The sequence below is a fragment of the Novosphingobium sp. LASN5T genome (genome assembly GCF_003856955.1).
Lineage (GTDB): Bacteria > Pseudomonadota > Alphaproteobacteria > Sphingomonadales > Sphingomonadaceae > Novosphingobium.
Map to the genome: position 1 here is coordinate 165,334 of NZ_RQSI01000004.1, position 26,964 is coordinate 192,297.

Sequence of the window (26,964 nt, forward strand, 5' to 3'; positions counted from 1 at the left end):
CCTAGGAGCCTGGCGCATGGCCCGCCACGCACATGCCGTTCCCATCCTGATCGCGCTGACGGGGCTTGCCACGTTCAGCGTGATGGACGGCTTCATGAAGGAGGCGTCGATTCTTGTCGGCGCCTATGCGGCGATGGCCTTGCGCAGCGTGGCGGGAACGGCGCTGATGCTGCCGGTCTGGCTTGGCCGGCGCGGACGCTGGCCGGCGGCGTCCACGATACGGCTCCATGCCCTGCGCGCGGTGGTGGCGGGGGTGATGGCGATCCTGTTCTTCTATGGAGTGGTGCGCACACCGCTGGCCGAAGGCATCGCGCTGTCGTTCATCGCGCCGCTGATCGCGCTCTATCTCGCCGCCATTTGGCTGGGCGAGCCCGTGGGGCGGCGCGCGGTGGGCGGATCGCTGCTGGCGCTGATGGGCGTGGGTGTGATCGTGGCGGGCAAGCTTGGTGGGCATTATTCCGCCGAAGGGGTGAAAGGGCTTTGCGCCATCCTTGTTTCCGCCGTGCTCTACGCCTGGAATCTCGTGCTGCAGCGGCGCCAGGCGCTGTTAGCTGGGCCGGAAGAGGTGGCCTTCTTCCAGAACGCGGTAACCGCGCTGGTGCTCTTGCCCGGCCTGTTGTGGGTGGCTCCGGCGCCGACGCCGGCCGCGCTGGGCTGGATCGTGACCTCGGCGGCGTTGTCCGCCGCCTCGCTGATGCTGATGACGTGGGCTTATGCCCGCGCCGAAACGCGGGTGCTGGTGCCGCTGGAATATACCGCGTTCATTTGGGCGGCGATCGTCGGCTGGCTGATGTTCGGCGAAGCGCTGACGCTGCGCACGCTCGCAGGCGTCGCCCTGATCGTGGCGGGCTGCCTGATCGCCGTGCGGGCCGGTAAGGCGGATGCGGCGAGCGCCGGGAAAGTGCCGGAACCAGCGGCTTGATCCCGCTTCGTTCCGATCTGAATTGCTGTTGCGAAGCATTAGCCGATGTAATGCTGGGCTTTGGCCGAATTAGACCTTGGCTACCCTTGACGGCGCGGCGGTTAGCGCGCATCGCGCACTCGATTTCGGGTCATCCGGAACCGCACTTTCGCGCCGATTATGCAACGATCGCGTCGTCGCGGGAATGCCCCGATGGATGGCTCTTGGCCAACGGCAGGAGGTACGACACTTAGCCATGACCCAGGTCGGACAGGATACGCTCGGAACCCGCAGCACGCTGAGCGTGGGCGGCAAGGACTATGCCTACTATTCGCTCCGCAAGGCAGCGGCGAAGTTCGGGGACATTTCCCGCCTGCCCTTCTCGATGAAGGTGCTGCTGGAAAACCTGCTGCGCTTCGAGGACGGCGGCTTCACCGTTTCCACCGACGACGTGAAGGCGGTGGTGGACTGGCAGAAGAACCCCAGCGAATCGTCGAACGAGATCCAGTACCGCCCGGCGCGCGTGCTGCTGCAGGATTTCACCGGCGTGCCCTGCGTGGTCGACCTTGCCGCGATGCGCGATGCGATCGCTACGCTGGGCGGTGATACCAGCAAGATCAACCCGCTGGTGCCGGTGAACCTGGTGATCGATCACTCGGTCATGGTCGACGAATTCGGCCACCCCAAGGCGTTCGAGGAGAACGTCGAGATCGAATACCACCGCAACATGGAACGCTATGACTTCCTCAAGTGGGGTTCCAAGTCGCTCAACAACTTCTACGCCGTGCCCCCGGGCACCGGCATCTGCCACCAGGTCAACCTCGAGAACATCGCGCAGACGGTGTGGACCAGCACCGACCAGAACGGCGCGACGGTGGCCTATCCCGACACCTGCGTCGGCACCGACAGCCACACCACGATGATCAATGGCCTGGGCGTGCTGGGCTGGGGCGTGGGCGGCATCGAAGCCGAAGCGGCGATGCTGGGTCAGCCGGTCTCGATGCTCATTCCCGAAGTGGTCGGCTTCAAGTTCACCGGCCAGCTGCAGGAAGGCGTGACCGCCACCGACCTGGTGCTCACCGCCACCAATATGCTGCGCAAGCATGGCGTGGTCGGCCGTTTCGTCGAATACTACGGTCCGGGCCTTGCCGGCCTGACGCTGGCCGACCGCGCCACGCTGGCCAACATGGCGCCTGAATACGGCGCGACCTGCGGCTTCTTCGGCATCGACGACAAGACGCTGGACTACCTGCGCCTGACCGGCCGCGAGGAAGCGCAGATCGCGCTGATCGAAGCCTATGCCAAGGAGCAGGGCTTCTGGATCGATCCCTCGGTGGAGCCGATCTTCTCCTCGACGCTCGAACTCGACCTGTCGACCGTGGTGCCTTCGCTTGCCGGCCCCAAGCGCCCGCAGGACCGCGTTTCGCTGCCCGACGTGGACGACGTGTTCAACAAGGACATGGCCGAAACCTACAAGAAGGCCCACGCGCGCGTGCCGGTCGAAGGCAAGGACTTCGACCTGGGCGACGGCGACGTCGTGATCGCCGCGATCACGAGCTGCACCAACACCTCGAACCCGGGCGTGCTCGTGGCCGCCGGTCTCGTCGCCAAGAAGGCCGACGAGCTGGGCCTCAAGCCTAAGCCCTGGGTCAAGACCAGCCTTGCTCCCGGATCGCAGGTCGTCACCGACTATCTCGAACGTGCCGGGCTGCAGCCGCACCTCGACAATGTCGGCTTCAACCTCGTCGGCTATGGTTGCACCACCTGCATCGGCAACTCCGGCCCGCTGGCCGATCCGATCAGCAAGGCGATCAACGAGAACGGCCTCGTCGCCAGCGCGGTGATCTCGGGCAACCGCAACTTCGAAGGCCGCGTCAGCCCCGACGTGCGCGCCAACTTCCTCGCCTCGCCGCCGCTGGTCGTGGCCTATGCGCTGAAGGGCACGGTGATCGAGGACTTCGTCACCACCCCGATCGGCACCGGCAAGGACGGGCAGGACGTGTTCCTCAAGGACATCTGGCCGACCAACGAGGAAGTCTATTCGACGATGGCCGGCTGCATGGACCGCGCCATGTTCCAGGCCCGCTACGCCGACGTCTACAAGGGCGACAAGCACTGGCAGGCGATCAACGTCACGGGTTCGGAAACCTACCAGTGGCGCGCCGGTTCGACCTATGTCGCCAACCCGCCCTACTTCGAGGGCATGTCGATGACGCCGGCTCCGGTGCAGGACATCATCGAGGCCAAGCCGCTGCTGGTGCTCGGCGATTCGATCACCACCGACCACATCAGCCCCGCCGGCAACATCAAGGCCGATAGCCCCGCCGGCCAGTGGCTGCTGGAGCACCAGGTCTCGAAGGCCGACTTCAACAGCTATGGCGCGCGCCGTGGCCACCACGAAGTGATGATGCGCGGCACCTTCGCCAACATCCGCATCAAGAACGAAATGGTGCCGGGCGTCGAAGGCGGCTTCTCGAAGTTCAATGGCGAAGTGCTGCCGGTCTATGACGTGGCGATGAAGTACAAGGCCGCCGGTACGCCGATGGTCGTGATCGCGGGCAAGGAATATGGCACCGGTTCCAGCCGTGACTGGGCGGCCAAGGGCACCAACCTGCTGGGCGTGCGCGCGGTGATCGTCGAAAGCTTCGAGCGCATCCACCGTTCGAACCTGGTCGGCATGGGCGTGCTGCCGCTGCAGTTCAAGGATGGCGCCACCCGCCAGTCGCTGGGCCTGACCGGGGACGATACCTACACGATCAAGGGCGTGGCCAACCTCCAGCCGCGGCAGGACGTGGAAGTGGAAGTGACCCGGCCCGACGGATCGACCTTCAGCTTCACCGCGCTGTGCCGCATCGATACCGCCAACGAAGTCGAATACTTCATGAACGGCGGCATCCTGCACTACGTGCTGCGCAAGCTGGCGGCCTGACCGCCGCGCCGGCTGTTCCCGGCCTCCTTGCGAGGCCGGGGCTGCACTGCACTAGCATGACGTGACAAGAAGAAGGGCGGCTCCCCTTGCGGAGGCCGCCCTTCCCTTTTCCCGGACCGTGTGGAGGCTACGGGAAAAGTTCCCGTGACGTAACGATGGTGTCAGGCGGCCTTGGGCCTGGTGAAGCGCCGGCGCGCGACCAGCGCGGCCGCGGCCGCGCCGAACAGCAGGACCATCGACGGTTCGGGCACTTCGGTGCCGCTGGACGTCGAGGATGAGGTGCTGCCGTTCGAGGACGACGAGGTGGAGCTGGAAGTCGACGAAGACGTCGACGAGCCGGTCGACGTGGACGTGGACGACGATGTCGAGGAACTCGTCGAGCTGGAAGTCGAAGACGACGTCGACGAGCTGGTCGAGACGTTGCCCGACGAGGTCGAGGTCGAAGAGCTGGTGCTGACGTTGCCCGAGCTGGTCGAGACGTTGCCCGACGAGGTCGAGGTCGACGAACTGGTGCTGACGTTGCCGGAACTGGTCGAGACATTGCCCGACGAGGTGGAAACGTTGCCCGAGCTGGTGCTGACACCGCCGGTCGATGTCGAGACGTTGCCGCTCGAGGTCGACGTCGAGGTGGAGACGCCGCCGGTGGAGGTCGAGACGCCACCCGACGTCGAAGACGTGGACCCGCCCGAGGTGGAGGTGGAGCCACCCGAAGTGGAGGTGGACCCGCCCGACGTGGACGACGATCCGGTGCTGGTGGACGAGACGACCACGCTGCCGCCGCCACCGCCGCCGCCGAAGAAGCCCCCAAAGAAGCCGCCGCCGAAGCCGCCGATCGGGCCGCCGCCGATCACCACCGGCACGCCGCCACCACCGCTGACCGGCTGGGGCGGCATCGGCGGCATATAGGGCACGGGCACCATGGCCATCTGCTGCGCGGGCGCCTCGCAGGTCCGCGTGGTGGTGGTCCGCACGATCTTGCGGGCGCGATGCACTTCGCGCGGGGCACGGTGCGCGATCTGGCGCGGCGCGCGCTTGGCCTGTTTCACCTTCACCGGCTTGACGTGGTGAATTTCGCCCGAGGAGGGGGCTTCTGAAACGTGCACTGCGCCGCCACCAAGAATGGCGCCGCCCGCCGCGCAGGCTGCAAGTTTCGCCAAGGCCATCCGAACCGACATGATCGTTGCTCTCACTTGTTCCCCGAGGAAGCCCGATAGCATGACGGCGTTAACAGCCTGCTTCGCCCTTCCTGACGTGTCGAACAACGCAGATGAATCGCCCCGCGACAATGGCGTTAACCGGGTTTCGGGCATGAAAAATGCCCAAAGATGTCCCGTTTCCGACGCCGCGGTTAACTCTGTCCCAAACTGGAACCGAATCCCGGCAGGCCGTTACCCCGATCGGACGTGCGCGTTTACTTGCCGCTGTCGAACAGGTCGGGAAGCGAACCGGTGGGGGGCGTCAATCCAAGGTGCTGCCAACCGCGATCGTTGAGGCAGCGCCCGCGTGCGGTGCGCGCGACGAGGCCGAGCTGGATCAGGTACGGCTCGATCACTTCCTCGATCGTGTCGCGCGGTTCGGAAAGGCCGGCGGCCAGCGTTTCCACGCCCACCGGCCCGCCCTTGTAGATGTCGGCGATCATGGTGAGGTAGCGGCGGTCCTGCGCGTCCAGCCCCAGCGAATCGACTTCCAGCCGGGTGAGCGCCGAATCGGCCATGGCGCGCGTGATCGTGTCCGTGCCCGCCACTTGCGCGAAATCGCGCACGCGGCGCAGCAGGCGGCCGGCGACGCGGGGCGTGCCGCGCGCGCGGCGGGCAATCTCGGCGGCACCGTCCCGGTCGATGCCGATGCCGAGCAGCCCCGCGCCGCGCGTGACCACGCGCTCCAGTTCGGCCACGGTATAGAACTGCAGGCGCACCGGGATGCCAAAGCGATCGCGCAGCGGGGTCTGCAACAGGCCCTGCCGCGTGGTCGCGCCGATCAGGGTAAAGGGCGGCAGGTCGATCCGCACCGACCGGGCGGACGGTCCTTCGCCGATGATGAGATCGAGCGCGCGGTCCTCCATCGCCGGATAGAGCACTTCCTCGACCACGGGATTGAGGCGGTGGATCTCGTCGATGAACAGGACGTCGCCGTGTTCCAGATTGGTCAGCAGCGCGGCGAGATCGCCGGCCTTGGCGATGACCGGGCCGGAGGTGGCGCGGAAGTTCACGCCGAGTTCGCGCGCGACGATCTGCGCCAGTGTGGTCTTGCCCAGGCCCGGCGGGCCGAAGAACAGCACATGGTCCATCGCCTCGCGCCGCATCTTGGCGGATTCGATGAACACGCGCAGGTTCTCGCGCGCGGCTTCCTGCCCGGTGAATTCGGCGAGCGACTTGGGCCGCAGCGCGGCGTCGGGGTCTTCGTCCTGCCGCGCGGCGGAAAGGAGAGGGTTATCGGTCATGTGCTCGACTGCCGCATCGCGAGACGGGTGTTCATCGCGATCACCCCGCCGCCCGCTTCAGCGCGACGCGCACGAGGTCGTTCAGGCCGGCGTCCTCGCCCAGTTCCTTCAGCGCGGCGGTGACGGCGGTGCTGGCGACGGCGGGTTTGAAGCCCAGGTTCTGGAGCGCGGAAATGGCGTCGGCGCTGGCAGAGCCGGCGGGCAGGGGCACAGCCTCTCCGCCAGGGCCAAGGGGCGAGGCATAGCCGGCCAGACCGCCCGCCTTGTCCTTCAGTTCGTTGACGATGCGCCCGGCGAGCTTCGGCCCCACGCCATTGGCCCGCGCGACCATGGCGCTGTCGCCATTGGCGCAGGCACGCTGCAATTCCTCGACCGACAGGGCGGACAGGATCGCCAGCGCGACCTTGCTGCCCACGCCCTGCACGGCCGTCAGCAGGCGGAACCACGCCCGTTCGCCCGCGCTGGTGAAGCCGATCAGCCGCTGGTCGGTTTCGCTCACCTGCATCTCGGTATGGACCACGACCTTGTCGCCCCGGATGCCGAGATGGGTGAGCGTCTTGGCCGAGCAGTGGACGAGATAGCCGACGCCGTTCACGTCGATCACGGCCCAGTCGGGGCCGGTGTCATCCAGGGTGCCGGTGAGCTTGGCGATCATGGTTTGTTCCTATGGCAGGATTGTTCGCCGCGCACCAGCCCCTGATGCGTGACGCTTCCTGCCACCGGTGATCGCTACTCTCAGTGCAGCACGCCGGTCCGTTTCATGGACGATGCGTACCACAGCAGCAACAGCAGTACGCCCCAGATCAGGGCGGTGAAGATCGCCATCGCGGTGCCGCTCATTTCCGGCGGCCGCTCGGTCATTATCTGGTAGCCTTGACTGACGGCCAGCCCCAGCAAGGACAGCCCGAACGCCGGCACGGCGTGGCGCGATCGCGCGATCAGCAACAGCGAACCCGCCAGCGAACCCCACACGCCCAGCGCCCAGAAGCCCGTGAGCCAGGCGGGCATGGCATCGAGATAGGCCAGCGTATCCGGCGTCAGCTGCGCCATAGCCACCGGATCGCGCGTGACCGTGCGAATGTAATCGAGACAGCCGAAGCTGTTCCACAGCAGGCTGATGACGCCGACCACCCACAGATGCCATGGCGCGCCCAGACGTCTTTCTTCGAGCGGTTGCCGTTCTTCGACAGATACCATGCGCCTCTCCCCATAAGGCTGCTGGCGCATGATACCATCATCGAACCATCCGTCCAAGCGCGAGTCCGGCAGCATCAGAGCCGTTCGATCCGGCGCGCCGCCTCGTCGAGGATGTCGGCGATCTGGTGGGCCACCCCATCGTCGAGGCCGCCCATCAGGCGCTGGCCGAGCGCCACCTTGAGGTTGTGCATCGCCCGGCGCACCGGCGGGCTGCTGTGCCGCTGGCGCTGTTCGCCGAACGCCTTGAGTCGTTCGACCAGCGCATCGGCTTCGGCCGCCTTTTCCGCCAGTTCCGCGCGCCCGCCCTCGGTCACGGTGAAGGCCTTGCGCGATCCTTCGCCGGCCACTTCGGCCAGAAGGCCTTCGTCCACCAGCAGGCTGAGCGTGGGATAGACGACGCCGGGGCTGGGGGCGTATTCGCCGCCGGTCAGTTCCTCGATCGCCTTGATCAGTTCATAGCCGTGGCGATCCTGTTCGGCCACGAGGCGCAGCAGCACCAGCCGCAGTTCGCCGCCGGCGAACATCCGCCCGCGTCCCCTGCCGCCGCCGCGACCGCCCCGGCCGCCCGATTCGTCATCCCAGCCGCCAAAGCCGCCGCCGAAATCGCCGAAACCCCGGCCGAACGGACCGCGTCCGCCCATCATCATCTTCATCATGCCACGCGCGGCGAAACCGCGTCCGTGGTTGCGGCCGCGATCGAGGCCGCAGCGGTGTTGTTCGTGTCGCAATGTCTTTACTCCGTATATCACGATGCGTCTAAGATATATCTTATTGAATGTTGCGCAAGAGCGGGGATGAAAAATTTTTGCGGCGCGCTATCTGCCCCCCATGCGGGTTACGCCCTATCACGAACGCAGATGACCGACCTGTTCGCCTCTCCCCCGGCCGATCCGCCACCATCGGAGCCGCGCGACGACGGGCCGCTGGCCGACCGCCTGCGCCCGCGCACGCTGGCCGACGTGATCGGGCAGGAACACCTGACCGGGCCGGAAGGCGCGATCGGGCGGATGGTGGCGGCAGGCAAGCTTTCCTCGATGATCCTGTGGGGGCCGCCGGGCACCGGCAAGACCAGCACCGCGCGCCTGCTCGCCGATGCCGTGAACATGCGCTTCGTGGCGATCAGTGCGGTCTTCTCGGGGGTGGCCGACCTGAAGAAGGCCTTCGCCGAGGCCGAGGCGATGGCGCTCACCGGCCGCCGTACGCTGCTGTTCGTGGACGAGATCCACCGCTTCAACCGCGCCCAGCAGGACGGCTTCCTGCCGTTCGTGGAAAAGGGCACGGTCACGCTGGTCGGCGCGACTACGGAGAATCCCAGTTTCGCGCTCAACGCCGCGCTGCTCAGCCGCGCGCAAGTGCTGATCCTGCACCGGCTGGATGCCGCCGCGCTCGGCGAATTGCTGCGGCGCGCCGAAGAGATCACCGGCCTGCGCCTGCCGCTGACCGGCCCCGCGCGCGAGGCGCTGGTCGCGTCGGCCGATGGCGACGGGCGCTTCCTGCTCAACCAGGCGGAAACGCTGTTCGATGTCTCGCTGACCGAACCGCTCGATCCCGATGCGCTGTCGAAGTTCCTGATGCGCCGCGTGGCGGTCTACGACAAGGACCGCGACGGGCATTACAACCTGATCTCCGCGCTGCACAAGGCGCTGCGCGGATCGGACGCGCAGGCGGCGCTCTATTACCTCGCGCGGATGCTGACGGCGGGCGAGGAGCCGCTCTACGTGCTGCGCCGGCTGGTCCGATTCGCCAGCGAGGATATCGGCCTGGCCGACCCGCAGGCGCTGGTCCAGTGCCTTGCCGCCAAGGACGCCTATGATTTTCTCGGCAGCCCCGAAGGCGAACTGGCCATTGTCCAGGCCTGCCTCTATTGCGCCACGGCGCCCAAATCGAACGCGGCCTATGTCGCGCAAAAAGAAGCCTGGAAAAGCGCGAAGGAAACGGGATCGCTGATGCCGCCGGCCAATATCCTCAACGCGCCGACCCGGCTGATGAAGGACATCGGCTATGGCAAGGGCTATGCCTATGACCATGACGCGGAAGACGGCTTCTCCGGCGCCGACTACTGGCCGGAAGGCATGGGGGCGCAGCACTATTACCGCCCAGTGGAGCGCGGTTTTGAAAGACAGGTGCGCGAACGGATGGATTGGTGGGAAAGGAAAAGGCGTGAACGTCGGGAAGGCTAGCATCCTTCTGGTGATGGCAGGGACGATGGTGACGCTTGCCGGCTGCGGGCAGGACGCGACGCCAGCCCCGCGTCCCGCGCAGAGCGCCACGCCCGCCGCGACTGGTGCGCCGGCGCTGATGGCCTCCGCCACGCCGTCACCGGCTCCGTCAGCGTCGCCGTCGCCCTTGCCTTCGCCCGAGAGCACGCCCGTGCCGCCCGCTTCCGCGCCGTCTGCTTCCGCCACGCCCGCGCCCGCTTTCCCGCCCTGCGCCGAAGTGCCGCGGCGGGGCCGGTACTTCCCGGACAAGCCGGTGATGATTCCGGGCGCGCTGCATGCGCTGGTGATCGGCGGGACCACCCGGCTCAGCGTGAAGACGCTTTCGGGCCGCACGCTGTGCGTCAACATGTACGGCATGGCGCAAGCGCGCGACTTCCGCATCAGCGAGGACCTGCGGCTTCTGGGCTTCTGGTGGACTGGTTACGAGGCCGACGGCTACAAGGTGATCGATCGCATCGGCCATGGCCGGGTGATCGAAACCGTCTCGCGCCCGCTGCTTTCGCCGGGGCACAAGCGCTTCGCCGCGATCCAGTTCAGCGATGCCAGCTTCGGCGGCATCGAAGGCGTGCGCGTGTGGGAAGTGGGCAAGCGGCAGGTGGTGCGCGTTGCCGATGTCAGCAACAAGGGCGGGCTTTACGGCAATTCCTGGCGCCTGCTGCGCTGGGCCGACGATTCGTGCCTGGTGCTGTCGATGATGCCGTTCGACCGCGATGTCGGCCCGCGCCGGCGGATGGAACTGCGCCTGCTGAAGAACGATTTCGCGTTCACCGAGATCGAACCCGGCCACGCCGGCTGCGCCCCGCCCGAAGAGGAAGACAAGGCCCGCCCCGGCAAGACGGGCGTCCACAAACCGGCCGGCAAGAGCAGGACAGGCCACGGCAGGACGCGACACGGCAGGGCGTGAAAGGGCGTTTCCGCCATTTCGCCGCGATCGACTGGTCCGGTGCGGCGGGTGAGCGCCACAAGGGCATCGCCGTGGCGCTGTGTCGTGAAGGCAGCGCGGCGCCGGTGCTCGTGCGCGAAGGCCATCGCTGGTCGCGCGCGGAGGTGCTGGGCTGGCTGCTGGGGGATCTGCCATCCGATACGCTCGTTGGCATGGACTTGGGCATGTCGCTGGCGTTCGCGGATGCCGGCGCGTTCTTTCCCGGCTGGGCGGAAAGCCCAGTCTTTGCGCGCGATCTCTGGCGGCTGGTCGATCGGCTCTGCGCGGAGGAACCGCACCTTGCGGTCGGTGCCTTTGTCGATCACCCGGAACTGGCGCGGCATTTCCGCCGCCACGGCGGGCGCGAAGGCGATCGCTTCCGCCTGCCCGGCGCGGCGGACGGGCGTGGCCGCTTCCGCGTGACCGAGCAAGAACAGGCACGGCTGGGGTGCAAGCCCTATAGCAATTTCAACCTCGTCGGTGCGGCGCAAGTGGGCAAGTCGAGCCTTTCGGGGATGCGCCTGCTGCACCGGATGGAGGGGCGCTTGCCGGTCTGGCCGGTCGACCCGCTGCCCGCCGGCGGATCGGTGCTGGTCGAAATCTACACCACGATCGCCGCCATCGCCGCCGGCCGCAGTGCCGCCCGTTCAAAGATCCGCGACGGAGCGGACCTCGACACCGCGCTCGCCGCTTTGGGCAGCGCACCCGCCGGGCATCGGGGCGCGATCGACGACCATCGCAGCGATGCCTTGCTCACCGCCGCCTGGCTGCGCGCGAATGCCGGCCGCGCCGAACTCTGGGCGCCCGCTCTGCTGACCGATGCCATCGCGCGAACGGAGGGCTGGACCTTCGGCTGTCCTTGAGGCTAGGGAGACCGCGACGCTCAGGCGCGCCGGCTTAGCACAGTGGTAGTGCAGCGGTTTTGTAAACCGAAGGTCGGGGGTTCGAATCCCTCAGCCGGCACCATTTCATCGTCCAGCGCTGTTCGCGCAACTCCTCTGCCTCACTCAACCGCCTCGCGCAGGACCGCGATGCCTTGCTCCCGTTGCGCTTTCAGCTCGCGCTTCAGCACCGCCGGGTCGCGCGCGAAGACGAAGCCGAAGCTGACGCCGCCGTGCTTGCCGATCGTCGCGTGGTGCAGCTTGTGGGCCTGCACCAGCCGTCGGGCATAGCCGCGCCGGGGCACCCAGCGGAACCAGCGCTGGTGGACCAGGCCATCGTGCACCAGCGTGTAGATCACGCCATAGACCAGCACGCCGATGCCGATCCAGGTGGCCGGCGCCCACGCCTCAGCCCCGCGCACCAGCGGGCTGCCCAGGGCGAAAAAGGTGATCGAGATCGCCGCGCCGACCAGCGCGTATAGGTCATTGCGTTCGAAAAAACCGTCGTGCGGCTCGTGATGATCGCGGTGCCAGCCCCAGCCGAAGCCGTGCATCACATACTTGTGGCTGCTCCACGCAAGGCCTTCCATGGCGATCACGGTGGCAAGGACGATCAGCGTGGCGGCAAGCGTGGTCATGACCGTTTCCATACCGCCCGACGCGACAGTTCGCGACACTTTCTTGCAGCGCTGCGACGCGCATTTTCCGGCCATTCAGGCACTTGGGGGCAGGAACGGCGTTGTGCGGAAGAGACCGCAGACTGAAAGGACCGAAGCCATGAAGAAGTTCATTCTCGCCGCCCTCATCCCCGCCGCGCTGGCCGGTGCGGCCGCGCCCGCGCTCGCGCAGCCGATGCCGCCGCGGCACAACGATGCCTGGGCGCTGACGCCGGCGCGCAATGCCGAAATCCGCTCCGACATCCAGCGTTTGCGCGCCGACATCGATCGCGCCCAGGCCCGCCGCACCATCTCGCCGCGCGAGGCCAGCGGGTTGCGCCGCCAGGCCGCCGATATCCAGCGCCAGTATGCCGCGTTCGCGCGCGGCGGGCTGGACCGCAACGAGGTGCGCAGGTTGCAGGACCGCGTGAACGACGTCCGCGCGCACTTGCGCATGGAACGGCGCGACTGGGACGGCCGTCGCGGCTGATTGATCGACTTTCCACCGCGCAAGAAAATTTCGTAATCTAACCTTCCGGCGCGCCTCTTCCCGCTTGAAATGCGGCAGGGGCGCGCCTAACCGCCTTGCATGACCAGCAATCCGCGCACGCTTTACCAGAAAATCTGGGACGCCCACGTCGTCGAGAGCCGCGACGACGGCACCAGCCTGATCTACATCGACCGTCATCTCGTGCACGAAGTGACCAGCCCGCAGGCGTTCGAGGCGCTGCGCGTATCGGGCCGCACGGTGCGCCGTCCCGACCTGACGCTGGCGGTGCCCGATCACAACCTCCCCACCACCGCGCGCCGTGATGCGCAGGGGCGGCGCATTCCCATCGCCGATCCCGAAAGCGCCTCGCAGCTGGCCGCGCTGGAGCGCAATGCGCCCGAATTCGGCATCCGCCTGATCGGGGACGCCGATATCGAGCAGGGCATCGTCCACGTCGTCGGGCCGGAGCAGGGCTTTTCCCTGCCAGGCGCGACGATCGTGTGCGGGGACAGCCACACCGCCTGCCACGGCGGGCTGGGCGCGCTGGCCTTCGGCATCGGCACGTCGGAAGTCGAGCACGTTCTCGCCACGCAGACGCTGCTGCTCAAGCAGTCGAAGTCGATGGAAGTGCGCGTGGACGGCGATCTGCGTCCCGGCGTTTCGGCCAAGGACGTGGTGCTGCACATCACCGGCGTGCTGCGCGCGGCGGGCGGCACCGGCTATGTCATCGAATATACCGGATCGGCGATCCGCAGCCTGTCGATCGAGGGCCGGCTTACCGTGTCCAACATGGCGATCGAGCACGGTGCGCGCGCCGGGCTGATCGCGCCCGACGAAAAGACCTTCGCCTACATCAAGGGCCGCCCCTATGCGCCGCAGGGCGCGGACTGGGACAAGGCCGTGGCCTGGTGGCAAAGCCTCGCCACCGATCCCGGCGCGCAGTACGACAAGGTCGTGGTGATCGACGCGGCCGACATTGCGCCCAGCGTGACCTGGGGCACCTCGCCCGAGGACGTGCTGCCGATCAGCGGCATTGTTCCCGCACCGGAAAGCTTCGATGACCCGTCCAAGCAGGACGCGGTGCGCGCGAGCCTGGCCTACATGGGCCTCGAACCCGGCCAGCGGCTCGATTCGATCCCCGTGGAGAACGTGTTCATCGGTTCGTGCACCAACAGCCGGATCGAGGACATGCGCGCCGCCGCTGCCGTGCTCAAGGGCCGGAAAAAGGCGGATAATGTGCGCTGGGCGATCGTCGTGCCCGGCTCCGGCCTGGTCAAGAAGCAGGCCGAGGACGAAGGGCTGGACCGCATCTTCATCGATGCCGGTTTCGAATGGCGCGAGCCGGGCTGTTCGGCGTGCCTTGCCATGAACCCGGACAAGGTGCCGGCCGGCGAACGCTGCGCCTCCACCTCGAACCGCAATTTCGTCGGCCGCCAGGGGCCGGGCGCGCGCACGCACCTCGTCAGCCCGGCGATGGCGGCGGCGGCGGCGGTGACCGGCCATCTCACGGACGTTCGCGAACTCGTCTGACGGGGCGGGGGAATGAGCCGCAAGGCGTCGTTCCCGCCCGTCGCGTCCCCCGCCACGCGGGTGCTGGTGCTGGGCAGCCTGCCGGGCGAGGCCTCGCTGGCTGCCGGGCGCTATTACGCGCATCCGCTCAACCAGTTCTGGCGCCTGATCGGCGGCGCGATCGGGCAGGACATTGCCGCGCTCGATTACGACGCGCGGCTGGCCGCTCTGCTGGCGGCCGGCGTGGGGCTGTGGGACACGATCGGTTCGGCCCGGCGCAGCGGCAGCCTGGACGGTGCGATCCGCGATGCGGAGGCCAACCCGCTGGCCGCGCTGGTTGCCGGCCTGCCGAATCTGCGCTGCGTGGCCTTCAACGGCGCCACGTCCGCGCGGATCGGCCGGCGCGCGCTGGCGGAACTTGACCGCGTGGCGCTCGTTCAGCTTCCGTCCAGCAGTCCGGCCTATTGCAGTGTCACCTTCGCGCAGAAGCAGGCCGAATGGTTGAAGCTGCGGGATTTTCTGGCGGAAAATCCGCCGGGGTGAGGTTGCAAATCGATGACGGTCCGTCACATTGGCCGCGCATCAAGGAGTTTGGTTTCGTGACGACGAAGAAGACGGACTGGACCGGCAAGGCGGCCATGGCGGGCGCGGCGATCGGATCGGCGGCGCTGGCGGCGGCTTTGCTCTATGCCTCGCGGCGCAAGGAAAGCGCCGAGGCGGGCAAGGCGAAGCCGACGCCCCCGGCGGACCCCGTCGAAACCGACTGACGTTTCGGGTCTTGCGGGGCGCGCCCGCGTAGGTATAGCGGCGCTATGGAACCGGTCAGCCAGATTGACGGACGGGCGATCCCGTTCGGCCGCAAGAACGTCGATACCGACATCATCATTCCCGCCCACTGGTTGAAGACCATCAGCCGGGACGGGCTGGGCCGGGGTGCGTTCGAAGCGCTGCGGCAAGACCCGGAGAACCTGTTCGACAGCGCCGAGTTCGCCGGCTCGCCGATCCTGATCGCCGGTGACAACTTCGGCTGCGGTTCCAGCCGCGAACACGCGGCCTGGGCGTTGCTCGACCTTGGCATCAAGGCGGTGATCGCGCCATCGTTCTCCGACATCTTCTCGGGCAACGCTTTCAAGAACGGCATCCTCACCGTGGTGCTGCCACAGGAACAGGTCGATCGCCTGCTGGAAGTGGCGAAGACCGATCCGATTCACATCGATCTGGAAGCGCAGACGGTGACCACGCCGTTCCAGGATCGTTTCCGCTTCGAGATCGATCCGTTCCGCAAGCATTGCCTGATCAACGGGCTGGATGAAGTGGGGCTGACGCTGGCGCGCGATACCGCGATTTCGGCGTTCGAGAGCACCGTGCAGGCTGAACGTCCGTTTCTGGCGCGGGGAACCGGCGTCGCGGCCTGATTTGCGGCTGGACGTCGGGTTCGTTTAACGGATCGCTTAAACCCTCTTCCCTTCACTGGTGAAACTTGCTTGCATGGGCGGGCGAGAACCGGACGGCCTTTCCGCATCCGGCAACGAATGGAATTGGGAGATACCGATGAAGGCCTTGCGCACCCACGCCGTTGGCGGTCCCGAAACGCTGACGCTGGACGATGTGTCCGATCCCGTGCCGGGCGCGGGGCAGGTCGTGGTGGCGATGAAGGCCTGCTCGATCAACTTCCCCGATACGCTGATGATTCGCGATCTCTACCAGTTCAAGCCGGAACGGCCCTTTGCGCCGGGCGGGGAACTGGCCGGGGTGATCGACGCGGTGGGCGAAGGCGTGACCGGCTGGAAGGTGGGCGACCGCGTGATCGCCATGGTTGGCAACGGTGGCCTGGCCGAGAAGGTCCGCGTCGAGGTCGGCCGGCTGTTCCCGCTGCCCGATGGCGTCGATTTCGCCACCGGCGCGTCGCTGCTGATGACCTATGGCACGACGTATCACGGCCTGGTCGATCGCGGCCATATCAAGGCGGGCGATACGCTGCTGGTGCTGGGCGCGGCGGGGGGCGTGGGCCTTTCCGCGATCGAGCTGGGCAAGGCGTTCGGCGCGCGCGTGGTCGCGGCCGTTTTGAGCGAGGAAAAGGCCGCCGTCGCGCGCGAGGCGGGTGCGGACGATGTGGTGATCTATGGCCGCCCGCCGTTCGACAAGGCGCAGTCGAAGGATCTTGCCGAAAAGTTCAAGGCGGCCTGCGGCCCCAACGGCGCCAACGTGATCTACGACATCGTCGGCGGCGATTATTCGGAACCGGCACTGCGTTCGATCGCGTGGGAAGGCCGCTTCCTGGTCGTCGGCTTCCCCGCCGGCATCGCGCGTCTGCCGCTGAACCTGACGCTGCTCAAGTCCTGCGACGTGTGCGGGGTGTTCTGGGGCGCGTTCACCGCGCGCGAGCCGAAGAAGTTCGCGGAGCAGGTGGCCGAACTCTTCGCCATGCTCAAGGCGGGCAAGATCAATCCCCGCGTTTCCGCGCGCTTCCCGCTGGAAAGGGGTGGAGAAGCGATCGCTGTGCTGGAAAACCGGCAGGCCGTGGGCAAGGTCGTGGTGACGACGGAATAGCGTGGCCTGCTAGGCTCCCGACCCTAGCGCCGGCTTCCATAGGCTGGAATGCCCAGCTTCCAGTGGATCGCCGCGCCGCGCAGGCCGAAACCGGCCAGCGCGGCGACCGGCCAGACCAGCCCGTCGGGCAGGCTCGCGATCCGGCCCAGCACGCAAAGGCCGGAAGCAAGTGCTGCCGCGGTTACATAGAGCTCGGGCCGCATCAGGATCGAAGGGCGGCCGGCCAGCACGTCACGGATGATCCCGCCCACGCAGCCGGTGATAACGCCCATCATCATCGCTGGCACGGGCGAGACGCCATAGGCCAGCGCCTTGACGGTGCCGAGCACGGCATAGGCGCCCAGTCCGGCGGCATCCGCCCATTCCAGCGCGCGCCCTTCCCACCAGCGGTGCGGGGTGAACCACGCCACCAGCGCCACCACGAAGCACACCGGGGCGACCGACGGATCGCGCACCCAGAACACCGGCGCGCCGATCAGCAGGTCGCGCACCGATCCGCCGCCCACTCCCGTCACCAGCGCGAAGAATGCCATGGTGACGAAGGTCTGCCGCAACCGCGCCGCAAGCAGCGCGCCGGTCAGCGCGAACACTGCGATCCCGGCCAGATCGAGAAAGCCGAGAATCGCGGGCAGCGCGGGCGCGGCCAGGATCGGGGAGGCGATGGTGGAAACGGCGGGGAGAGGCATCAGCGCAGCAACTGGCCGATCGCGATGGCCATGGCAATGCAGCCCCGGTCCGCGTGGCTCGGGCCGATTACCTGCATCCCCACCGGCAGGTGCCCGGCAGCGCCTACAGGCAGCACGGTGGCAGGCAGACCGGGAAATGTCGCCGTCCCGGCATAGGCCAGCACGGCATCGACGGAAACGGGCGCGCCGTTCACCAGCAGCGTCCTTTGCGGCATCGGCGTATCGTCATGCCGGAAGGCGGGCACGGCGCTGGGCGCCATCAGGACGAAATCATAGCTGTTGAACAACGCGGCCCACGCCCGCTGGTTGCGGGCCTGCGCATCGCACAGCGCAAACCAGTCGGCCGCACTTGCTACCTGCCCTTGTGGCCCCGGAGCGCCTTTGAACAGCGCGATCTGCAGCATTCGCATGTAGGTGTCGTGCTGCTCGGCCAGATCGGGCAGCAGCGCGCTGCGCCGGTCCACCGCCGCACCCGCCGCTTCCAGCGCTTCGACCACGGCCTCGATCGGCGCGCGCACGGCGTCGTCCACCGGGCAAAGCGGGTGATCCTCCAGATAGAGGAAGCGCGCGCCGTCGATGGCGCGCTCGCGTCGGACCAGCGGCCGGTCCAGCGTCACGTCGAGCAGCAGCGCCAGATCCTCGCCGTTCCGCGCCATGGGGCCAACCACGCCGAGGGCGATGTCGTGCCCGTCGGTGCCGGGGAACTCCTGCCCCTGCGATGTCACCACCCCCCACGTGGTCTTGTGACCCCAGACGCCCGAAAAGTGCGACGGCACGCGTATCGATCCGCCGATGTCGCTGCCGTATTCCGCTGGCACCATGCCGGTTGCCAGAGCCGCAGCGGCCCCGCCGGAGGAGCCGCCCGGTGTTCGCCCGGCATCGTGCGGGTTCACGGTGCGACCATAGACCTCGTTGGCGGATTGCCAGTCGGCGAGGTAGGGTGGCACGTTAGTCTTGCCCAGCAAAACCGCGCCTGCGCGCTTCAGCCGCCGCACCACGGCGGCATCGCGCGGCGCAACATAATCGCGGCAGGCGGGCAGGCCCCAGGTGGTGGGAAGGCCGTCCACGTCGAAGCTTTCCTTGATCGTCATCGGCACGCCGAACAGAGGCTGATCGCCTTGCGGGCCGGTTGCGGTCAGCAATTTCGCCCGGTCCCGGCTGCGGTCGAAATCGCGCACGACCACCGCATTGATCGCCCCGTCCAGCGCTTCGATCCGCGCGATCGCGGCGTCCACCGCTTCGAGCGGTGACAAGGCGCCGCGCGCGATCATGGCTGCCAGCGCCGTTACGCCGGGTTCGTCTGTCAGTTTCGGAACCATTGCTCTCCCTCGTTTGTCCGTTCCGCGGTCAACCCGCCTGCCGCAATTCTTCGGCCAGTGTGTGGACCAGTTTGCCCGCCGGCAAGGTCCGCGCAAGGCGAGCGCCCTGTCCGGCCCATTGCGCGCCGAAGCCGGCTTCGCCCCTTGTCTTGGCAGCCGTGTTCAGCGCTTTGCCGGCATCGTAAGCGATCGGATAGGCCGGAGCGGTCAGGCCGCAGCTTTCCCCCCAGGTGGTGAAGCGGTTGGCCAGACCGCGCGCAGGGCGACCGGAGATGGCGCGGGTCATCACGGTCGGCCGTCCTTCGGCCAGCGCCGTGCGGTAGCCGGCGTCGGCCGCGCTTTCGGGGCAGCCGACGAACGCGGTGCCCAGCTGCGCCGCCACCGCGCCCAGCGCCAGCGCGGCGCGGATACCGGCGCCGTCCATGATGCCGCCCGCCGCGATTACCGGCAGGCCCGCGCGCCGTGCCAGCAGGCGGGTCAGCGCCAGCGTGCCCAGTTGCTCGTCCGGCGCGTCGGGATCGAACATGCCGCGATGCCCGCCGGCCTCGAACCCCTGCGCCACCACCGCATCAATGCCCGCCACGCGCGCCGCATCCGTTTCGGCCAGCGAGGTGGCGCTGGCCAGCAGCAGGCATCCGGCCTGTTTCAGCGCGGCGATGCGGTCCGCTCCGGGCAGGCCGAAGTGGAAGCTGACCACGGCGGGGCGTGCCTCCACCAACGCGGCCAGCATGGCGTCGTCCTCGGCGAAGCTGCGGTAAATCTCGCGCAGCGCGGTCGGCGATTCCGCGCCGAATTCACGGAACAGTGGTGCCAGCCCGGCGCACCACGCCGCCTCGTGCGCGCGATCGGCCGCGGCCGGCGCGTGGACGAAGACATTGACGTTGAACGGGCGGTCGGTGCGGGCCTTCAGGTCCGCGATCATCGCCCGCGCGCCGTCCGCGTCGGTCGCGCCGACGGCGATCGAGCCGAGGCCTCCTGCGGCATTGACCGCCGCCGCCATCGCCGGTGTGGAGACGCCCGCCATCGGTGCCTGGATGATGGGATGGGCCAAGCCCAGCTGCGCGACGAGTCCGGTCATGGACGGGAGCTTAGGCTATCGCTTGGTGGCGCGCCATATTCTGGTCACGCTGCTGGTCTATGCCAGATCGTCGTCGCTGAAAGGGTGCCTATGCCGGCCATCGATGCGCCGCCCGTGCAGATCGAGCGCACCGCGAGCACGCGGGAGAACGTCTTCGATCTTGCCACCGTGAAGCCGGCGGAGCCAGGTGGTTCGTGCCGCCCCGGCCGCAATGGCGAGATCGTGGTGTGCGCCGCGAACGATCGCGAAAAGTATCGGGTGCGGCCGCTGCCCGACACGTTCAGCGAAGACCCGCCCCCCGTTGCCGAGAAGGAGATCGCGCCGGGCGTGAAAGTGGACGTGCATACCGACGGTCAGCAGATCGGCGGCGTGCCCAGCAACCGCGTGATGGCCGGCGTGCGGATCGCATTCTGAGACGGCCGCAAAATAAGGCCCGGTGCGGGGGAGCACCGGGCCTTCCAGGGTCAGGCGTGCGCTGTTGTCCAGCGTCGGGGGGTCAGAGTTTGCAGCCCATCGCGGAATAGGTTGCTTTGGCCTGTTCCGAAGCGGCCTTGCACGATTGCGCGAGCGCCGCCTTGTCCTGGATGGAAGCCCACGAGGCTTTCGACTGCTGGATCGCCTGCTCCATCGCCGCGCGCTGGCTTTCCGGCACCTTGTCCTTGATGCAGGCCATGACCTTGTTGAGATAGTCATCGCATTCGGCAACGCCGGTCATGCCGTCAGCGGGCTTGCTCGCGGCTGCGCTCTCGCCGGCAGCGCTGGAAGCCGTGGCGTCCTTCTTGGCTTCGGAGCAGCCCGCCAGCAGAACGACACCAGCAAGAACGACAACTATTTTCTTCATGAAACGATCCCCGGTTCCCGTGATTGACCCTGATTCTATGGGGCGGGTCCGGGGGCATCAATCGGGCGATTGGCCGGGAACGGATGTATGCCGATTACATCCGGATCGTCGGTTTGGGGATACCGGAATACAGCCGTTTCGACGCACGACCACGCGGTTTGCGTGACACGTTTTTACATGGCGGCAGGCGCGTGCGTCAGATTTCGAGCTGGCTGCCCAATTCGATCACGCGGTTTGATGGCAGGCGGAAGAACTGCATCGCGCTTTCGGCGTTGCGCACCATCCATGCGAACAGCTTTTCGCGCCAGATCGCCATGCCGGGGCGCGATGACGGGATCAGCGTCTGCCGGGCCAGGAACCAGCTTGTCTCCATCGGTTTGAACGGACCGCCGGCGCGATCCTCGACGGCGAGTTCCGCCGGCAGGTCGGCTTCGTCCATGAAGCCGATATGCACGATCATGCGGTAGAATCCGTGGCCCAGGTCTTCCAGTTCGCGGCGCTTTTCCGCCGGGACATGCGGCACGCCCTCGGTCACGACGGTCAGGATCACCACGCGTTCGTGCAGGATGTGGTTGTGCTTCAGATTGTGGAGCAGCGCGGGCGGAATGCCATCGGCGGTGGAGGCAAGGAAGACCGAGGTGCCGGACACGCGCTTCACTTTCGCCACGACCGAGCCAACGAACAGGTCGAACGGCATGGTGTCCTCGGCCAGCCGGTCGCGCACGATGCGTCGCCCGGTGGCCCAGGTGGACAGCAGCGTGAAGGTGATCGCCGCGACCAGCAAAGGGAACCAGCCGCCATCGGGAATCTTGGTGACGTTGGAGGCGAAATAGGCGCCATCGACGATCAGGAACGCGCCGGTGACCAGCGTGGCCATGGCCGGGTGCCATTTCCATACCGCGAACGTCAGCACGCCCAGCATGCAGGCGGTGATGAACATGGTGCCCGTCACCGCGATGCCATAGGCGGAGGCAAGGTTGCTCGATGTGCGGAAGCTCAGCACCAGCAGGATGACCAGCGCCAGCAGCAGCCAGTTGACCAGCGGTACGTAGATCTGCCCGGCCGCGCTCGCGCTGGTGTGGCGGATGCGGATGCGCGGCAGGAAACCCAGTTGCACCGCCTGTTGCGAGATCGAGAACGCGCCCGAAATCACGGCCTGGCTGGCGATGATCGTGGCCAGCGTGGCCAGGATCACCAACGGCAGCCGCGCCCAGTCCGGCGCCATCAGGAAGAACGGGTTTTCCACCATGGCCGGGTTCTTGAGCAACAGCGCAGACTGGCCGAGGTAGTTGATGAGCAGGCAGGGGAAGGCCACCCACAGCCACGCCACCATGATCGCCTTGCGGCCGAAGTGGCCCATGTCGGCATAGAGCGCTTCGGCCCCCGTCACGGCCAGCACCACCGAGCCGAGCGCGAGGAAGGCGAGCGCCGGATCGATCAGGAAGAAGCGCAGCGCATGGATCGGGTTGACCGCGCCCAGCACTTCGGGCGCCTGCGCGATGTTGGCCACGCCCAGCACCGCCAGCACGGCGAAATAGACCAGCATCACCGGGCCGAACAGGCGGGCGACCACCGCCGTCCCGCGCGACTGGATGGCGAACAGCACGATCAGGATCGCGATCGAGATCGGCAGCACCAGTTCGGCGAAGGCTTCGTGGACCACGGTCAGCCCTTCGACGGCGGACAGCACCGAAACCGCCGGCGTGATGATCGCATCGCCGTAGAACAGTGCCGTGGCGATCAGGCCCAGCACCGTCATCCCCACGCTCCAGCGCCCGGCTTCCATGCGGCGGCCGATCAGCGCCAGCAGCGCCAGGCTGCCGCCTTCGCCCTTGTTGTCGGCCTTCAGGATCACGAACACGTACTTGATCGTGACGATCAGCATCATCGTCCAGAAGATCAGCGACAGCACGCCGAAGATGTGCGCCCGGTCCACGGCCAGCGGATGGTGCCCGATGAAGCTTTCCTTCAGCGCATAGAGCGGCGAGGTGCCGATGTCGCCGAACACCACGCCGATGGCACCTACCGCCAGCGTCGCCAGCCCCTCGTTGGGATGCGCGCCGTGTTGCGAAGAATTTCCGGATTCGTCCATGGGTCGGCCCGTTAGTCGCGTCGATGCAGGCATACCACGGACTTTACGGGTTCTTTATGGCGATCCGCGCGGCGCTATGCGGTCGGCACATCGACGCAGGCGATCAGCCCCGGCCCGCCGTTGCGGAACGAAAGCCGGCCGCCGAAGCGCTGGAGCAGGCGGTGTGCGGTGGGAATGCCCAGCCCGAAGCCGGCGGTGTTGCGCGCACGGGAACTGTCGAGACGGAAAAAGGGATCGAGCACGGCGTCGAAGCAGTCTTCCGGAATACCGGGGCCGTCGTCGGCGATCTCGATTCGCCAGTGACTGTCCTGCCCGCTGATCGTGACCCGCGCCCGCTCGCCATATTGCAGCGCGTTTTCCACCAGCGGGGTCAGCGCCAGCAGCAGCGGTTCGCGATAGGTGCGGGCGAGCGCCACGGGCGGCGCTTCCAGGAGGGTTTCGCCCGGCAGCGATGCCAGCAGATCGCGCACCATGGCGACAAGATCGACCTCCGCCGCGTCCGCCGTCATGTGCTGCGCGCGCAGGAACGACTGGAGCGACATCAGCATCGCCTCCATCTCCTCCGTGCTGGAGCTGACGATGCGCGAAATGTCGCTGTCGTCGACGAAATCGGACGCGATCTTCAGCCGGCTGAGCGGGGTGCGCAGATCGTGGCTGATCGCCTCGAACGACTTGGCCTGATCGGTTTCCAGCCCCGATATGCGGGCCTGCATGTCGTTGAGCGAGCGGGCCAGATCGCGCAGTTCCGCCGGTCCGCTTTCGCGCAGCGCGGCGGGCTGGCCATGGGCCATGGCGTCCGCCGCGCGCGCCAGTTGCGCCAGCGGCCGCATCAGCGCGCGCAAGGCATAGAGCCCGGCCCCCACGCAGAGCACGGTGGCGAGCAGGGTCATGATCGTGGCCCGCAGCGCCACCGCCCAGCCCGAAGCGACATCAGGCGATCGGAAATTGAGCCAGGCGCCGTCGCCCAGCCGCATCGATCCCACCAGATCGCGCTGCCCGCGCGGCCCCTTCACCACATCGAGTAGCAGGGTGCGTCCGGCCAGCGCCGGCTCCCACGCCAGCACCAGCCGCCGGATGTCCACCGCCGCGCGCGCTTCGCCCTGGCGCCGGACGGCGGGTGAGGAGGCGACGCCCGCCTGCAGGTGGCTGGTCGACATGATCGTGGCCGGCGCATCGCGATCGATCGCGTGCAGCCGTTCGCTGACCACCAGCAGCTCCGCCACGCGGCGGGCGTGGTCCTCGCGGATCGTTTCGCGGTCGATCGTTTCGTAGAAGGCGAGGCTGGCCACGGCCTGGACTGCGGCGATGCCCAGCAGCAGGACCATGGCATAGCCGACCAGCCGGTGCGACCGCAGCCGGATCATTGCCTTGCCGAAGAGCGTGCTCGCTATGATCGCCTCTCCCGCCCGGTCATGCGCGCCGGGCATGGCCAACCGCTGTCATCATGCGCCGGCCAAGTCAATTGCGGCGTGGGGCCGTTCGCGCACTCGACAAGCGCTCCGAAGCCGCGCATCCAGCGCGGGTGAGCGACCTGTCCATCCCCGAAAGCCACGACCCCCACCGGCGCGAGGGGCGCTGGGGCAGCGGCACCGGCTATCTCGTGTCCTTCGCGCTGGTGGCGCTGGTTACGTTGATCGGCGGCGTGCTGTTCGCGCGGGGGAACAGCACGGACATCGGGCTGCTCTATCTGATTCCGGTGATGTACGCGGGCACGCGGCACGGGCTGGCGACGGGCGTGGTCGTGGGCCTCGCCTCCTCGCTGGCGTACAACTTCTTCTTCATCCCGCCCACGCACACGCTGTCGGTCGATAATCCCGAGCATTTCATCACGCTGCTGATCCTGCTGGGAGTGGCGGTGGTCGGCAGCCAGCTTGCCGCGCAAGTGCGGGAGCAGGCGATGCTGGCGGAAGCGCGGGCCGATCGCAACGCCGCGCTGGCCGGCTTCGCGCGCCGGCTCACCGGGCTCAGCCGGCGCGACGATGTGTGGAGCGTGGCGGCAGAGGAGGTGGCGCGCCTGTTCGATGTGCGGACGATCGTGCTGGTGCGCGCCCCGGCCGAGGCGGGCGACCATGGCCTGGTTCTGCGCGCCTCATCGCCGCCGCAGCACCGCATCGAACTGATCGAGATGGCGGCGGCGCAGTGGTGCTTTGACAACGCCGTGCCCGCCGGTCCCGGCTCCGAAACCCTGACCGCGTCCGAATGGCTGTTCCATCCCGTGATCGGCCCGGCCGGGGCGGTGGCCGTGATGGGCGTGGGCCGCGCCGACGCGGGGGAGCCGCTGCACCCCGGCCAGGCGCTGCTGCTGCGCAGCCTGCTCGACCAGTGCGGGCTGGCGCTGTCGCGCATCGTGGCGGAGGAGGAGGCGCGCGCGCTGGGCGAGGTGCAGGAGCGCGACCGGTTGCGCGCGGCGCTGCTCTCGTCGGTCAGCCACGATCTGCGTACCCCGCTGACCACCGTGCTGGCCACCCTGCGCGCGATGCGCGCGGCGGTGCCCGAACAGGAAGCGCAGCTTGCCGCGGCGCGGACCGAGGCGGAGCGGCTGAATCGCTTCGTTGCCAATCTGCTCGACATGGTGCGGATCGAGACCGGCGCGCTGGACCGGATGGTGCAGCTGGTCGATCTGGCCGAGGCCGCCGGCAGCGCGATCGAGGACTTGCGGCCGGTGCTGGGCGCGCGCCGGATCGCCGTGGCCATGCCCGATGACCTGCCGCTGGCGCTGCTCGATCCGCAGCTTTTCCATCACTGCCTCATCAATCTGATCGACAACGCGGCCAAGCACGGCGGGCCGGGCGGCACGATCACGGTGGCGGCGGAGACGGCGGCGGATGGCGGCCTTGTCCTTTCCGTGCAGGATAGCGGCCCCGGTCTGCCGCCGGGCGAGGAGCAGCGCGTGTTCGCCATGTTCACGCGGCTGGAAGGGTCTGATCGCACCGGCGGATCGGGACTGGGGCTGGCGATCGTGAAAGGGTTTGCCGAAGCGATGGGTCTGATGGTGCGCGCGGGCAACCGCGCCGACGGGCAGGGCGCGCGCTTCGCCTTGCATATTCCCCCGCATCTCGTGCGCGCGCCCGGGGCGCCGGAGGAGGAGATGGCATGACCGATCCCGTCCCGCTGCTGGTCGTGGAGGACGATGCGCCGATCCGCGCGCTGCTCGTCTCGGCTCTGGCCGCGGCCGGTTACCAGCCGTTCGAGGCCGCAACCGCGCGCGAGGCGCTGGCCGCGCTGGCCGAGGTCGGGCCGCAGGCGGTTCTGCTCGATCTGGGCCTGCCGGATCGCGACGGGCTGGAACTGGTGCCGCTGTTGCGCGGTGCGGGGGCGGCGGTGGTGATACTCTCCGCGCGCGATGCCACGGCGGAGAAGGTGGCGGCGCTCGATCTGGGCGCGGACGATTACGTGACCAAGCCGTTCGATCTCGACGAGGTGCTGGCTCGCCTGCGCACCGCGCTGCGTCATCGCGCCGCGCCCGGCGCGGTCACCGGCAACGTGCGCGCGGGCGGGGTGGAGATCGACCTGCTGGCGCGGATCGTGCGCCGGGACGGCCACGAAGTGCACCTTGCCCCGCGCGAATATGCGATGCTCGCCGAACTGGCGGTCCATGCCGGCAAGGTGGTGACGCACGCCCACCTGCTGCGCGCGGTCTGGGGGCCGGGGCATGAGGAGGATGTGGAATACCTGCGCGTGGCCGCGCGGGGCATCCGCCGCAAGCTGGAGGACGGTGCATCGGGTGCGCCCTCGCTCATCCGCAACGAACCGGGCGTGGGCTACCGGCTGGTCGTCTGACCGGCGTTCGCGCGTTAGTCCTCGGGCGCGCGTCAGTCCTCGGGCGCGCGTCAGTCCTCGGGCGCGCGTCAGTCCTCGGGCAGCGGTTCTTCCGGCAAGGTCCGGGGCTGCGGGGGGATCGCGCCGATGATTTCGGCGATCTCGATCACGGCGGACACGGCGATCGCTTCTTCGCGGCTCAGGCCGTCGAAATCCGGCAGAAACGCCCGGCAGGCGGTGAGCAGCGCGCCCTGCGCGTCTTCCAGTTCCAGCCGGTATTCCGCCAGCGTCGTGCAGCCGTCGATATCGGACCAGCGCAGCCCGCTGGGCGCCGGGCGTTCGTGATAGGCCCACAGCGCATCGATGGCGCGATCCATCGCGCCGCGCACCTGATCGGCCACCGCATCGCCCGAGGCGCGGGCTTTCAGCTTCTGTCGGTAGCGCCGCTGGCGCTCGGCGTTGGTCATGGCCATGCGCGCAGAGTAACCACGCGCG

27 protein-coding genes and 1 tRNA gene are annotated in these 26,964 nt (G+C 67.9%); 15 read left to right on the forward strand and 13 right to left on the reverse strand.

The annotated features are described in order from the left end of the window. Positions 1–16: 16 nt before the first annotated feature. Both EH199_RS05145 and acnA read left to right on the forward strand, forming a co-directional pair. Positions 17–922, forward strand: a complete 906-nt coding sequence (locus tag EH199_RS05145; RefSeq protein WP_124808195.1) for a DMT family transporter — start codon at positions 17–19, stop codon at positions 920–922. A 235-nt stretch (positions 923–1,157) separates the two neighbouring features. Next, positions 1,158–3,830: an aconitate hydratase AcnA gene (gene acnA, locus EH199_RS05150; protein WP_124808196.1), complete on the forward strand. Its 2,673-nt coding sequence runs from the start codon at positions 1,158–1,160 to the stop codon at positions 3,828–3,830. Between the two features lie 161 nt (positions 3,831–3,991). Here acnA and EH199_RS25050 read toward each other — a convergent pair whose 3' ends face one another. From EH199_RS25050 to EH199_RS05175, 5 genes are all read right to left on the reverse strand, one after another. Beyond that, the gene (locus EH199_RS25050; RefSeq protein WP_370449663.1) at positions 3,992–5,140 is read right to left on the reverse strand and encodes a PEP-CTERM sorting domain-containing protein; all 1,149 of its coding nucleotides are present in this window, start codon (positions 5,138–5,140) and stop codon (positions 3,992–3,994) included. Positions 5,141–5,241: 101 nt separating this feature from the next. Further along, on the reverse strand, positions 5,242–6,270 hold the full coding sequence (gene ruvB, locus EH199_RS05160; protein WP_124808198.1) for a Holliday junction branch migration DNA helicase RuvB: 1,029 nt from the start codon (positions 6,268–6,270) through the stop codon (positions 5,242–5,244). Between the two features lie 40 nt (positions 6,271–6,310). Next, positions 6,311–6,925, reverse strand: coding sequence for a Holliday junction branch migration protein RuvA (gene ruvA / locus EH199_RS05165; protein ID WP_124808199.1), 615 nt, complete (start codon positions 6,923–6,925; stop codon positions 6,311–6,313). An 80-nt stretch (positions 6,926–7,005) separates the two neighbouring features. Continuing rightward, a complete protein-coding gene (locus tag EH199_RS05170) occupies positions 7,006–7,467 on the reverse strand; it encodes a hypothetical protein (protein WP_124808200.1) in 462 nt (153 codons plus the stop codon). 74 nt (positions 7,468–7,541) lie between these two features. Beyond that, entirely contained in the window at positions 7,542–8,195 is a 654-nt protein-coding gene (locus EH199_RS05175) for a PadR family transcriptional regulator (RefSeq protein WP_124808201.1), read from the reverse strand. Positions 8,196–8,324: 129 nt separating this feature from the next. Here EH199_RS05175 and EH199_RS05180 point away from each other — a divergent pair, with 129 nt between their 5' ends. The 4 genes from EH199_RS05180 to EH199_RS05195 all read left to right on the forward strand — a co-directional run bounded on the left by EH199_RS05180 (position 8,325) and on the right by EH199_RS05195 (position 11,574). Continuing rightward, positions 8,325–9,647, forward strand: a complete 1,323-nt coding sequence (locus tag EH199_RS05180) for a replication-associated recombination protein A (protein ID WP_124808202.1) — start codon at positions 8,325–8,327, stop codon at positions 9,645–9,647. Further along, a complete protein-coding gene (locus tag EH199_RS05185; protein WP_124808203.1) occupies positions 9,628–10,590 on the forward strand; it encodes a hypothetical protein in 963 nt (320 codons plus the stop codon). Before EH199_RS05180 ends, EH199_RS05185 begins: the two co-directional genes overlap by 20 nt. Then, positions 10,587–11,471: a hypothetical protein gene (locus EH199_RS05190; protein ID WP_124808204.1), complete on the forward strand. Its 885-nt coding sequence runs from the start codon at positions 10,587–10,589 to the stop codon at positions 11,469–11,471. Before EH199_RS05185 ends, EH199_RS05190 begins: the two co-directional genes overlap by 4 nt. A 28-nt stretch (positions 11,472–11,499) precedes the next feature. Continuing rightward, positions 11,500–11,574, forward strand: a tRNA-Thr gene (locus tag EH199_RS05195). Between the two features lie 37 nt (positions 11,575–11,611). Here EH199_RS05195 and EH199_RS05200 read toward each other — a convergent pair. After that, the gene (locus EH199_RS05200; protein WP_124808205.1) at positions 11,612–12,127 is read right to left on the reverse strand and encodes a sterol desaturase family protein; all 516 of its coding nucleotides are present in this window, start codon (positions 12,125–12,127) and stop codon (positions 11,612–11,614) included. A gap of 139 nt (positions 12,128–12,266) precedes the next feature. Here EH199_RS05200 and EH199_RS05205 point away from each other — a divergent pair, with 139 nt between their 5' ends. From EH199_RS05205 to EH199_RS05230, 6 genes are all read left to right on the forward strand, one after another. Next, entirely contained in the window at positions 12,267–12,635 is a 369-nt protein-coding gene (locus EH199_RS05205) for a hypothetical protein (RefSeq protein ID WP_124808206.1), read from the forward strand. Between the two features lie 99 nt (positions 12,636–12,734). Next, entirely contained in the window at positions 12,735–14,165 is a 1,431-nt protein-coding gene (leuC, locus tag EH199_RS05210; protein WP_124808207.1) for a 3-isopropylmalate dehydratase large subunit, read from the forward strand. A gap of 12 nt (positions 14,166–14,177) precedes the next feature. Beyond that, positions 14,178–14,687, forward strand: coding sequence for a DNA-deoxyinosine glycosylase (locus EH199_RS05215; protein WP_124808208.1), 510 nt, complete (start codon positions 14,178–14,180; stop codon positions 14,685–14,687). Positions 14,688–14,743: 56 nt separating this feature from the next. Then, positions 14,744–14,911 (forward strand): LPXTG cell wall anchor domain-containing protein, encoded by a 168-nt coding sequence (locus EH199_RS05220; protein ID WP_124808209.1) that lies wholly within the window; start codon positions 14,744–14,746, stop codon positions 14,909–14,911. Between the two features lie 45 nt (positions 14,912–14,956). Then, positions 14,957–15,559, forward strand: coding sequence for a 3-isopropylmalate dehydratase small subunit (leuD, locus tag EH199_RS05225; protein ID WP_124808210.1), 603 nt, complete (start codon positions 14,957–14,959; stop codon positions 15,557–15,559). A gap of 136 nt (positions 15,560–15,695) precedes the next feature. Then, positions 15,696–16,694 (forward strand): NADPH:quinone oxidoreductase family protein, encoded by a 999-nt coding sequence (locus tag EH199_RS05230; RefSeq protein WP_124808211.1) that lies wholly within the window; start codon positions 15,696–15,698, stop codon positions 16,692–16,694. A gap of 23 nt (positions 16,695–16,717) precedes the next feature. On the opposite strand, the gene EH199_RS05235 is transcribed toward EH199_RS05230, so the two are convergent. Genes EH199_RS05235 through EH199_RS05245 form a run of 3 tightly spaced genes read right to left on the reverse strand, consistent with a single transcriptional unit; the run spans position 16,718 to position 19,777 of the window. After that, positions 16,718–17,380: a trimeric intracellular cation channel family protein gene (locus tag EH199_RS05235; RefSeq protein WP_124808212.1), complete on the reverse strand. Its 663-nt coding sequence runs from the start codon at positions 17,378–17,380 to the stop codon at positions 16,718–16,720. Further along, positions 17,380–18,699: an amidase family protein gene (locus tag EH199_RS05240; RefSeq protein ID WP_124808213.1), complete on the reverse strand. Its 1,320-nt coding sequence runs from the start codon at positions 18,697–18,699 to the stop codon at positions 17,380–17,382. Before EH199_RS05240 ends, EH199_RS05235 begins: the two co-directional genes overlap by 1 nt. A 28-nt stretch (positions 18,700–18,727) precedes the next feature. Further along, complete coding sequence (locus EH199_RS05245) at positions 18,728–19,777, reverse strand: nitronate monooxygenase family protein (RefSeq protein WP_124808214.1); 1,050 nt, start codon at positions 19,775–19,777, stop codon at positions 18,728–18,730. A gap of 90 nt (positions 19,778–19,867) precedes the next feature. On the opposite strand from EH199_RS05245, the gene EH199_RS05250 reads away from it, so the two are divergent. Beyond that, positions 19,868–20,191: a hypothetical protein gene (locus EH199_RS05250; RefSeq protein WP_124808215.1), complete on the forward strand. Its 324-nt coding sequence runs from the start codon at positions 19,868–19,870 to the stop codon at positions 20,189–20,191. An 82-nt stretch (positions 20,192–20,273) separates the two neighbouring features. Here the strand turns inward: EH199_RS05250 and EH199_RS05255 are convergent, their stop codons facing one another. From EH199_RS05255 to EH199_RS05265, 3 genes are all read right to left on the reverse strand, one after another. Beyond that, positions 20,274–20,618 (reverse strand): hypothetical protein, encoded by a 345-nt coding sequence (locus EH199_RS05255; protein WP_124808216.1) that lies wholly within the window; start codon positions 20,616–20,618, stop codon positions 20,274–20,276. A gap of 196 nt (positions 20,619–20,814) precedes the next feature. Then, the gene (locus EH199_RS05260; RefSeq protein ID WP_124808217.1) at positions 20,815–22,710 is read right to left on the reverse strand and encodes a potassium transporter Kup; all 1,896 of its coding nucleotides are present in this window, start codon (positions 22,708–22,710) and stop codon (positions 20,815–20,817) included. 74 nt (positions 22,711–22,784) lie between these two features. Then, on the reverse strand, positions 22,785–24,137 hold the full coding sequence (locus tag EH199_RS05265) for an ATP-binding protein (RefSeq protein WP_223806477.1): 1,353 nt from the start codon (positions 24,135–24,137) through the stop codon (positions 22,785–22,787). Positions 24,138–24,232: 95 nt separating this feature from the next. Here EH199_RS05265 and EH199_RS05270 point away from each other — a divergent pair, with 95 nt between their 5' ends. Together EH199_RS05270 and EH199_RS05275 are read left to right on the forward strand one after the other, a co-directional pair. Next, positions 24,233–25,807 carry an ATP-binding protein gene (locus EH199_RS05270; protein ID WP_223806478.1) on the forward strand — a complete coding sequence of 525 codons (1,575 nt, stop codon included), beginning with the start codon at positions 24,233–24,235 and terminating at the stop codon, positions 25,805–25,807. Continuing rightward, positions 25,804–26,490 carry a response regulator gene (locus EH199_RS05275; RefSeq protein WP_124808219.1) on the forward strand — a complete coding sequence of 229 codons (687 nt, stop codon included), beginning with the start codon at positions 25,804–25,806 and terminating at the stop codon, positions 26,488–26,490. Before EH199_RS05270 ends, EH199_RS05275 begins: the two co-directional genes overlap by 4 nt. Positions 26,491–26,558: 68 nt before the next feature. On the opposite strand, the gene EH199_RS05280 is transcribed toward EH199_RS05275, so the two are convergent. Next, the gene (locus EH199_RS05280) at positions 26,559–26,936 is read right to left on the reverse strand and encodes a hypothetical protein (protein WP_223806479.1); all 378 of its coding nucleotides are present in this window, start codon (positions 26,934–26,936) and stop codon (positions 26,559–26,561) included. Positions 26,937–26,964 lie beyond the last annotated feature (28 nt).

Coding starts and splice junctions, on each gene's coding strand:
- EH199_RS05145 (WP_124808195.1), top strand. CDS start 17: ATGGCCCGCCACGCACATGCCGTTCCCATCCTGATCGCGCTGACGGGG.
- acnA (WP_124808196.1), top strand. CDS start 1,158: ATGACCCAGGTCGGACAGGATACGCTCGGAACCCGCAGCACGCTGAGC.
- EH199_RS25050 (WP_370449663.1), bottom strand. CDS start 5,140: ATGCCCGAAACCCGGTTAACGCCATTGTCGCGGGGCGATTCATCTGCG.
- ruvB (WP_124808198.1), bottom strand. CDS start 6,270: ATGACCGATAACCCTCTCCTTTCCGCCGCGCGGCAGGACGAAGACCCC.
- ruvA (WP_124808199.1), bottom strand. CDS start 6,925: ATGATCGCCAAGCTCACCGGCACCCTGGATGACACCGGCCCCGACTGG.
- EH199_RS05170 (WP_124808200.1), bottom strand. CDS start 7,467: ATGGTATCTGTCGAAGAACGGCAACCGCTCGAAGAAAGACGTCTGGGC.
- EH199_RS05180 (WP_124808202.1), top strand. CDS start 8,325: ATGACCGACCTGTTCGCCTCTCCCCCGGCCGATCCGCCACCATCGGAG.
- EH199_RS05200 (WP_124808205.1), bottom strand. CDS start 12,127: ATGACCACGCTTGCCGCCACGCTGATCGTCCTTGCCACCGTGATCGCC.
- EH199_RS05205 (WP_124808206.1), top strand. CDS start 12,267: ATGAAGAAGTTCATTCTCGCCGCCCTCATCCCCGCCGCGCTGGCCGGT.
- leuC (WP_124808207.1), top strand. CDS start 12,735: ATGACCAGCAATCCGCGCACGCTTTACCAGAAAATCTGGGACGCCCAC.
- EH199_RS05215 (WP_124808208.1), top strand. CDS start 14,178: ATGAGCCGCAAGGCGTCGTTCCCGCCCGTCGCGTCCCCCGCCACGCGG.
- leuD (WP_124808210.1), top strand. CDS start 14,957: ATGGAACCGGTCAGCCAGATTGACGGACGGGCGATCCCGTTCGGCCGC.
- EH199_RS05230 (WP_124808211.1), top strand. CDS start 15,696: ATGAAGGCCTTGCGCACCCACGCCGTTGGCGGTCCCGAAACGCTGACG.
- EH199_RS05235 (WP_124808212.1), bottom strand. CDS start 17,380: ATGCCTCTCCCCGCCGTTTCCACCATCGCCTCCCCGATCCTGGCCGCG.
- EH199_RS05240 (WP_124808213.1), bottom strand. CDS start 18,699: ATGGTTCCGAAACTGACAGACGAACCCGGCGTAACGGCGCTGGCAGCC.
- EH199_RS05245 (WP_124808214.1), bottom strand. CDS start 19,777: ATGACCGGACTCGTCGCGCAGCTGGGCTTGGCCCATCCCATCATCCAG.
- EH199_RS05250 (WP_124808215.1), top strand. CDS start 19,868: ATGCCGGCCATCGATGCGCCGCCCGTGCAGATCGAGCGCACCGCGAGC.
- EH199_RS05255 (WP_124808216.1), bottom strand. CDS start 20,618: ATGAAGAAAATAGTTGTCGTTCTTGCTGGTGTCGTTCTGCTGGCGGGC.
- EH199_RS05260 (WP_124808217.1), bottom strand. CDS start 22,710: ATGGACGAATCCGGAAATTCTTCGCAACACGGCGCGCATCCCAACGAG.
- EH199_RS05265 (WP_223806477.1), bottom strand. CDS start 24,137: ATGCCCGGCGCGCATGACCGGGCGGGAGAGGCGATCATAGCGAGCACG.
- EH199_RS05275 (WP_124808219.1), top strand. CDS start 25,804: ATGACCGATCCCGTCCCGCTGCTGGTCGTGGAGGACGATGCGCCGATC.
- EH199_RS05280 (WP_223806479.1), bottom strand. CDS start 26,936: ATGACCAACGCCGAGCGCCAGCGGCGCTACCGACAGAAGCTGAAAGCC.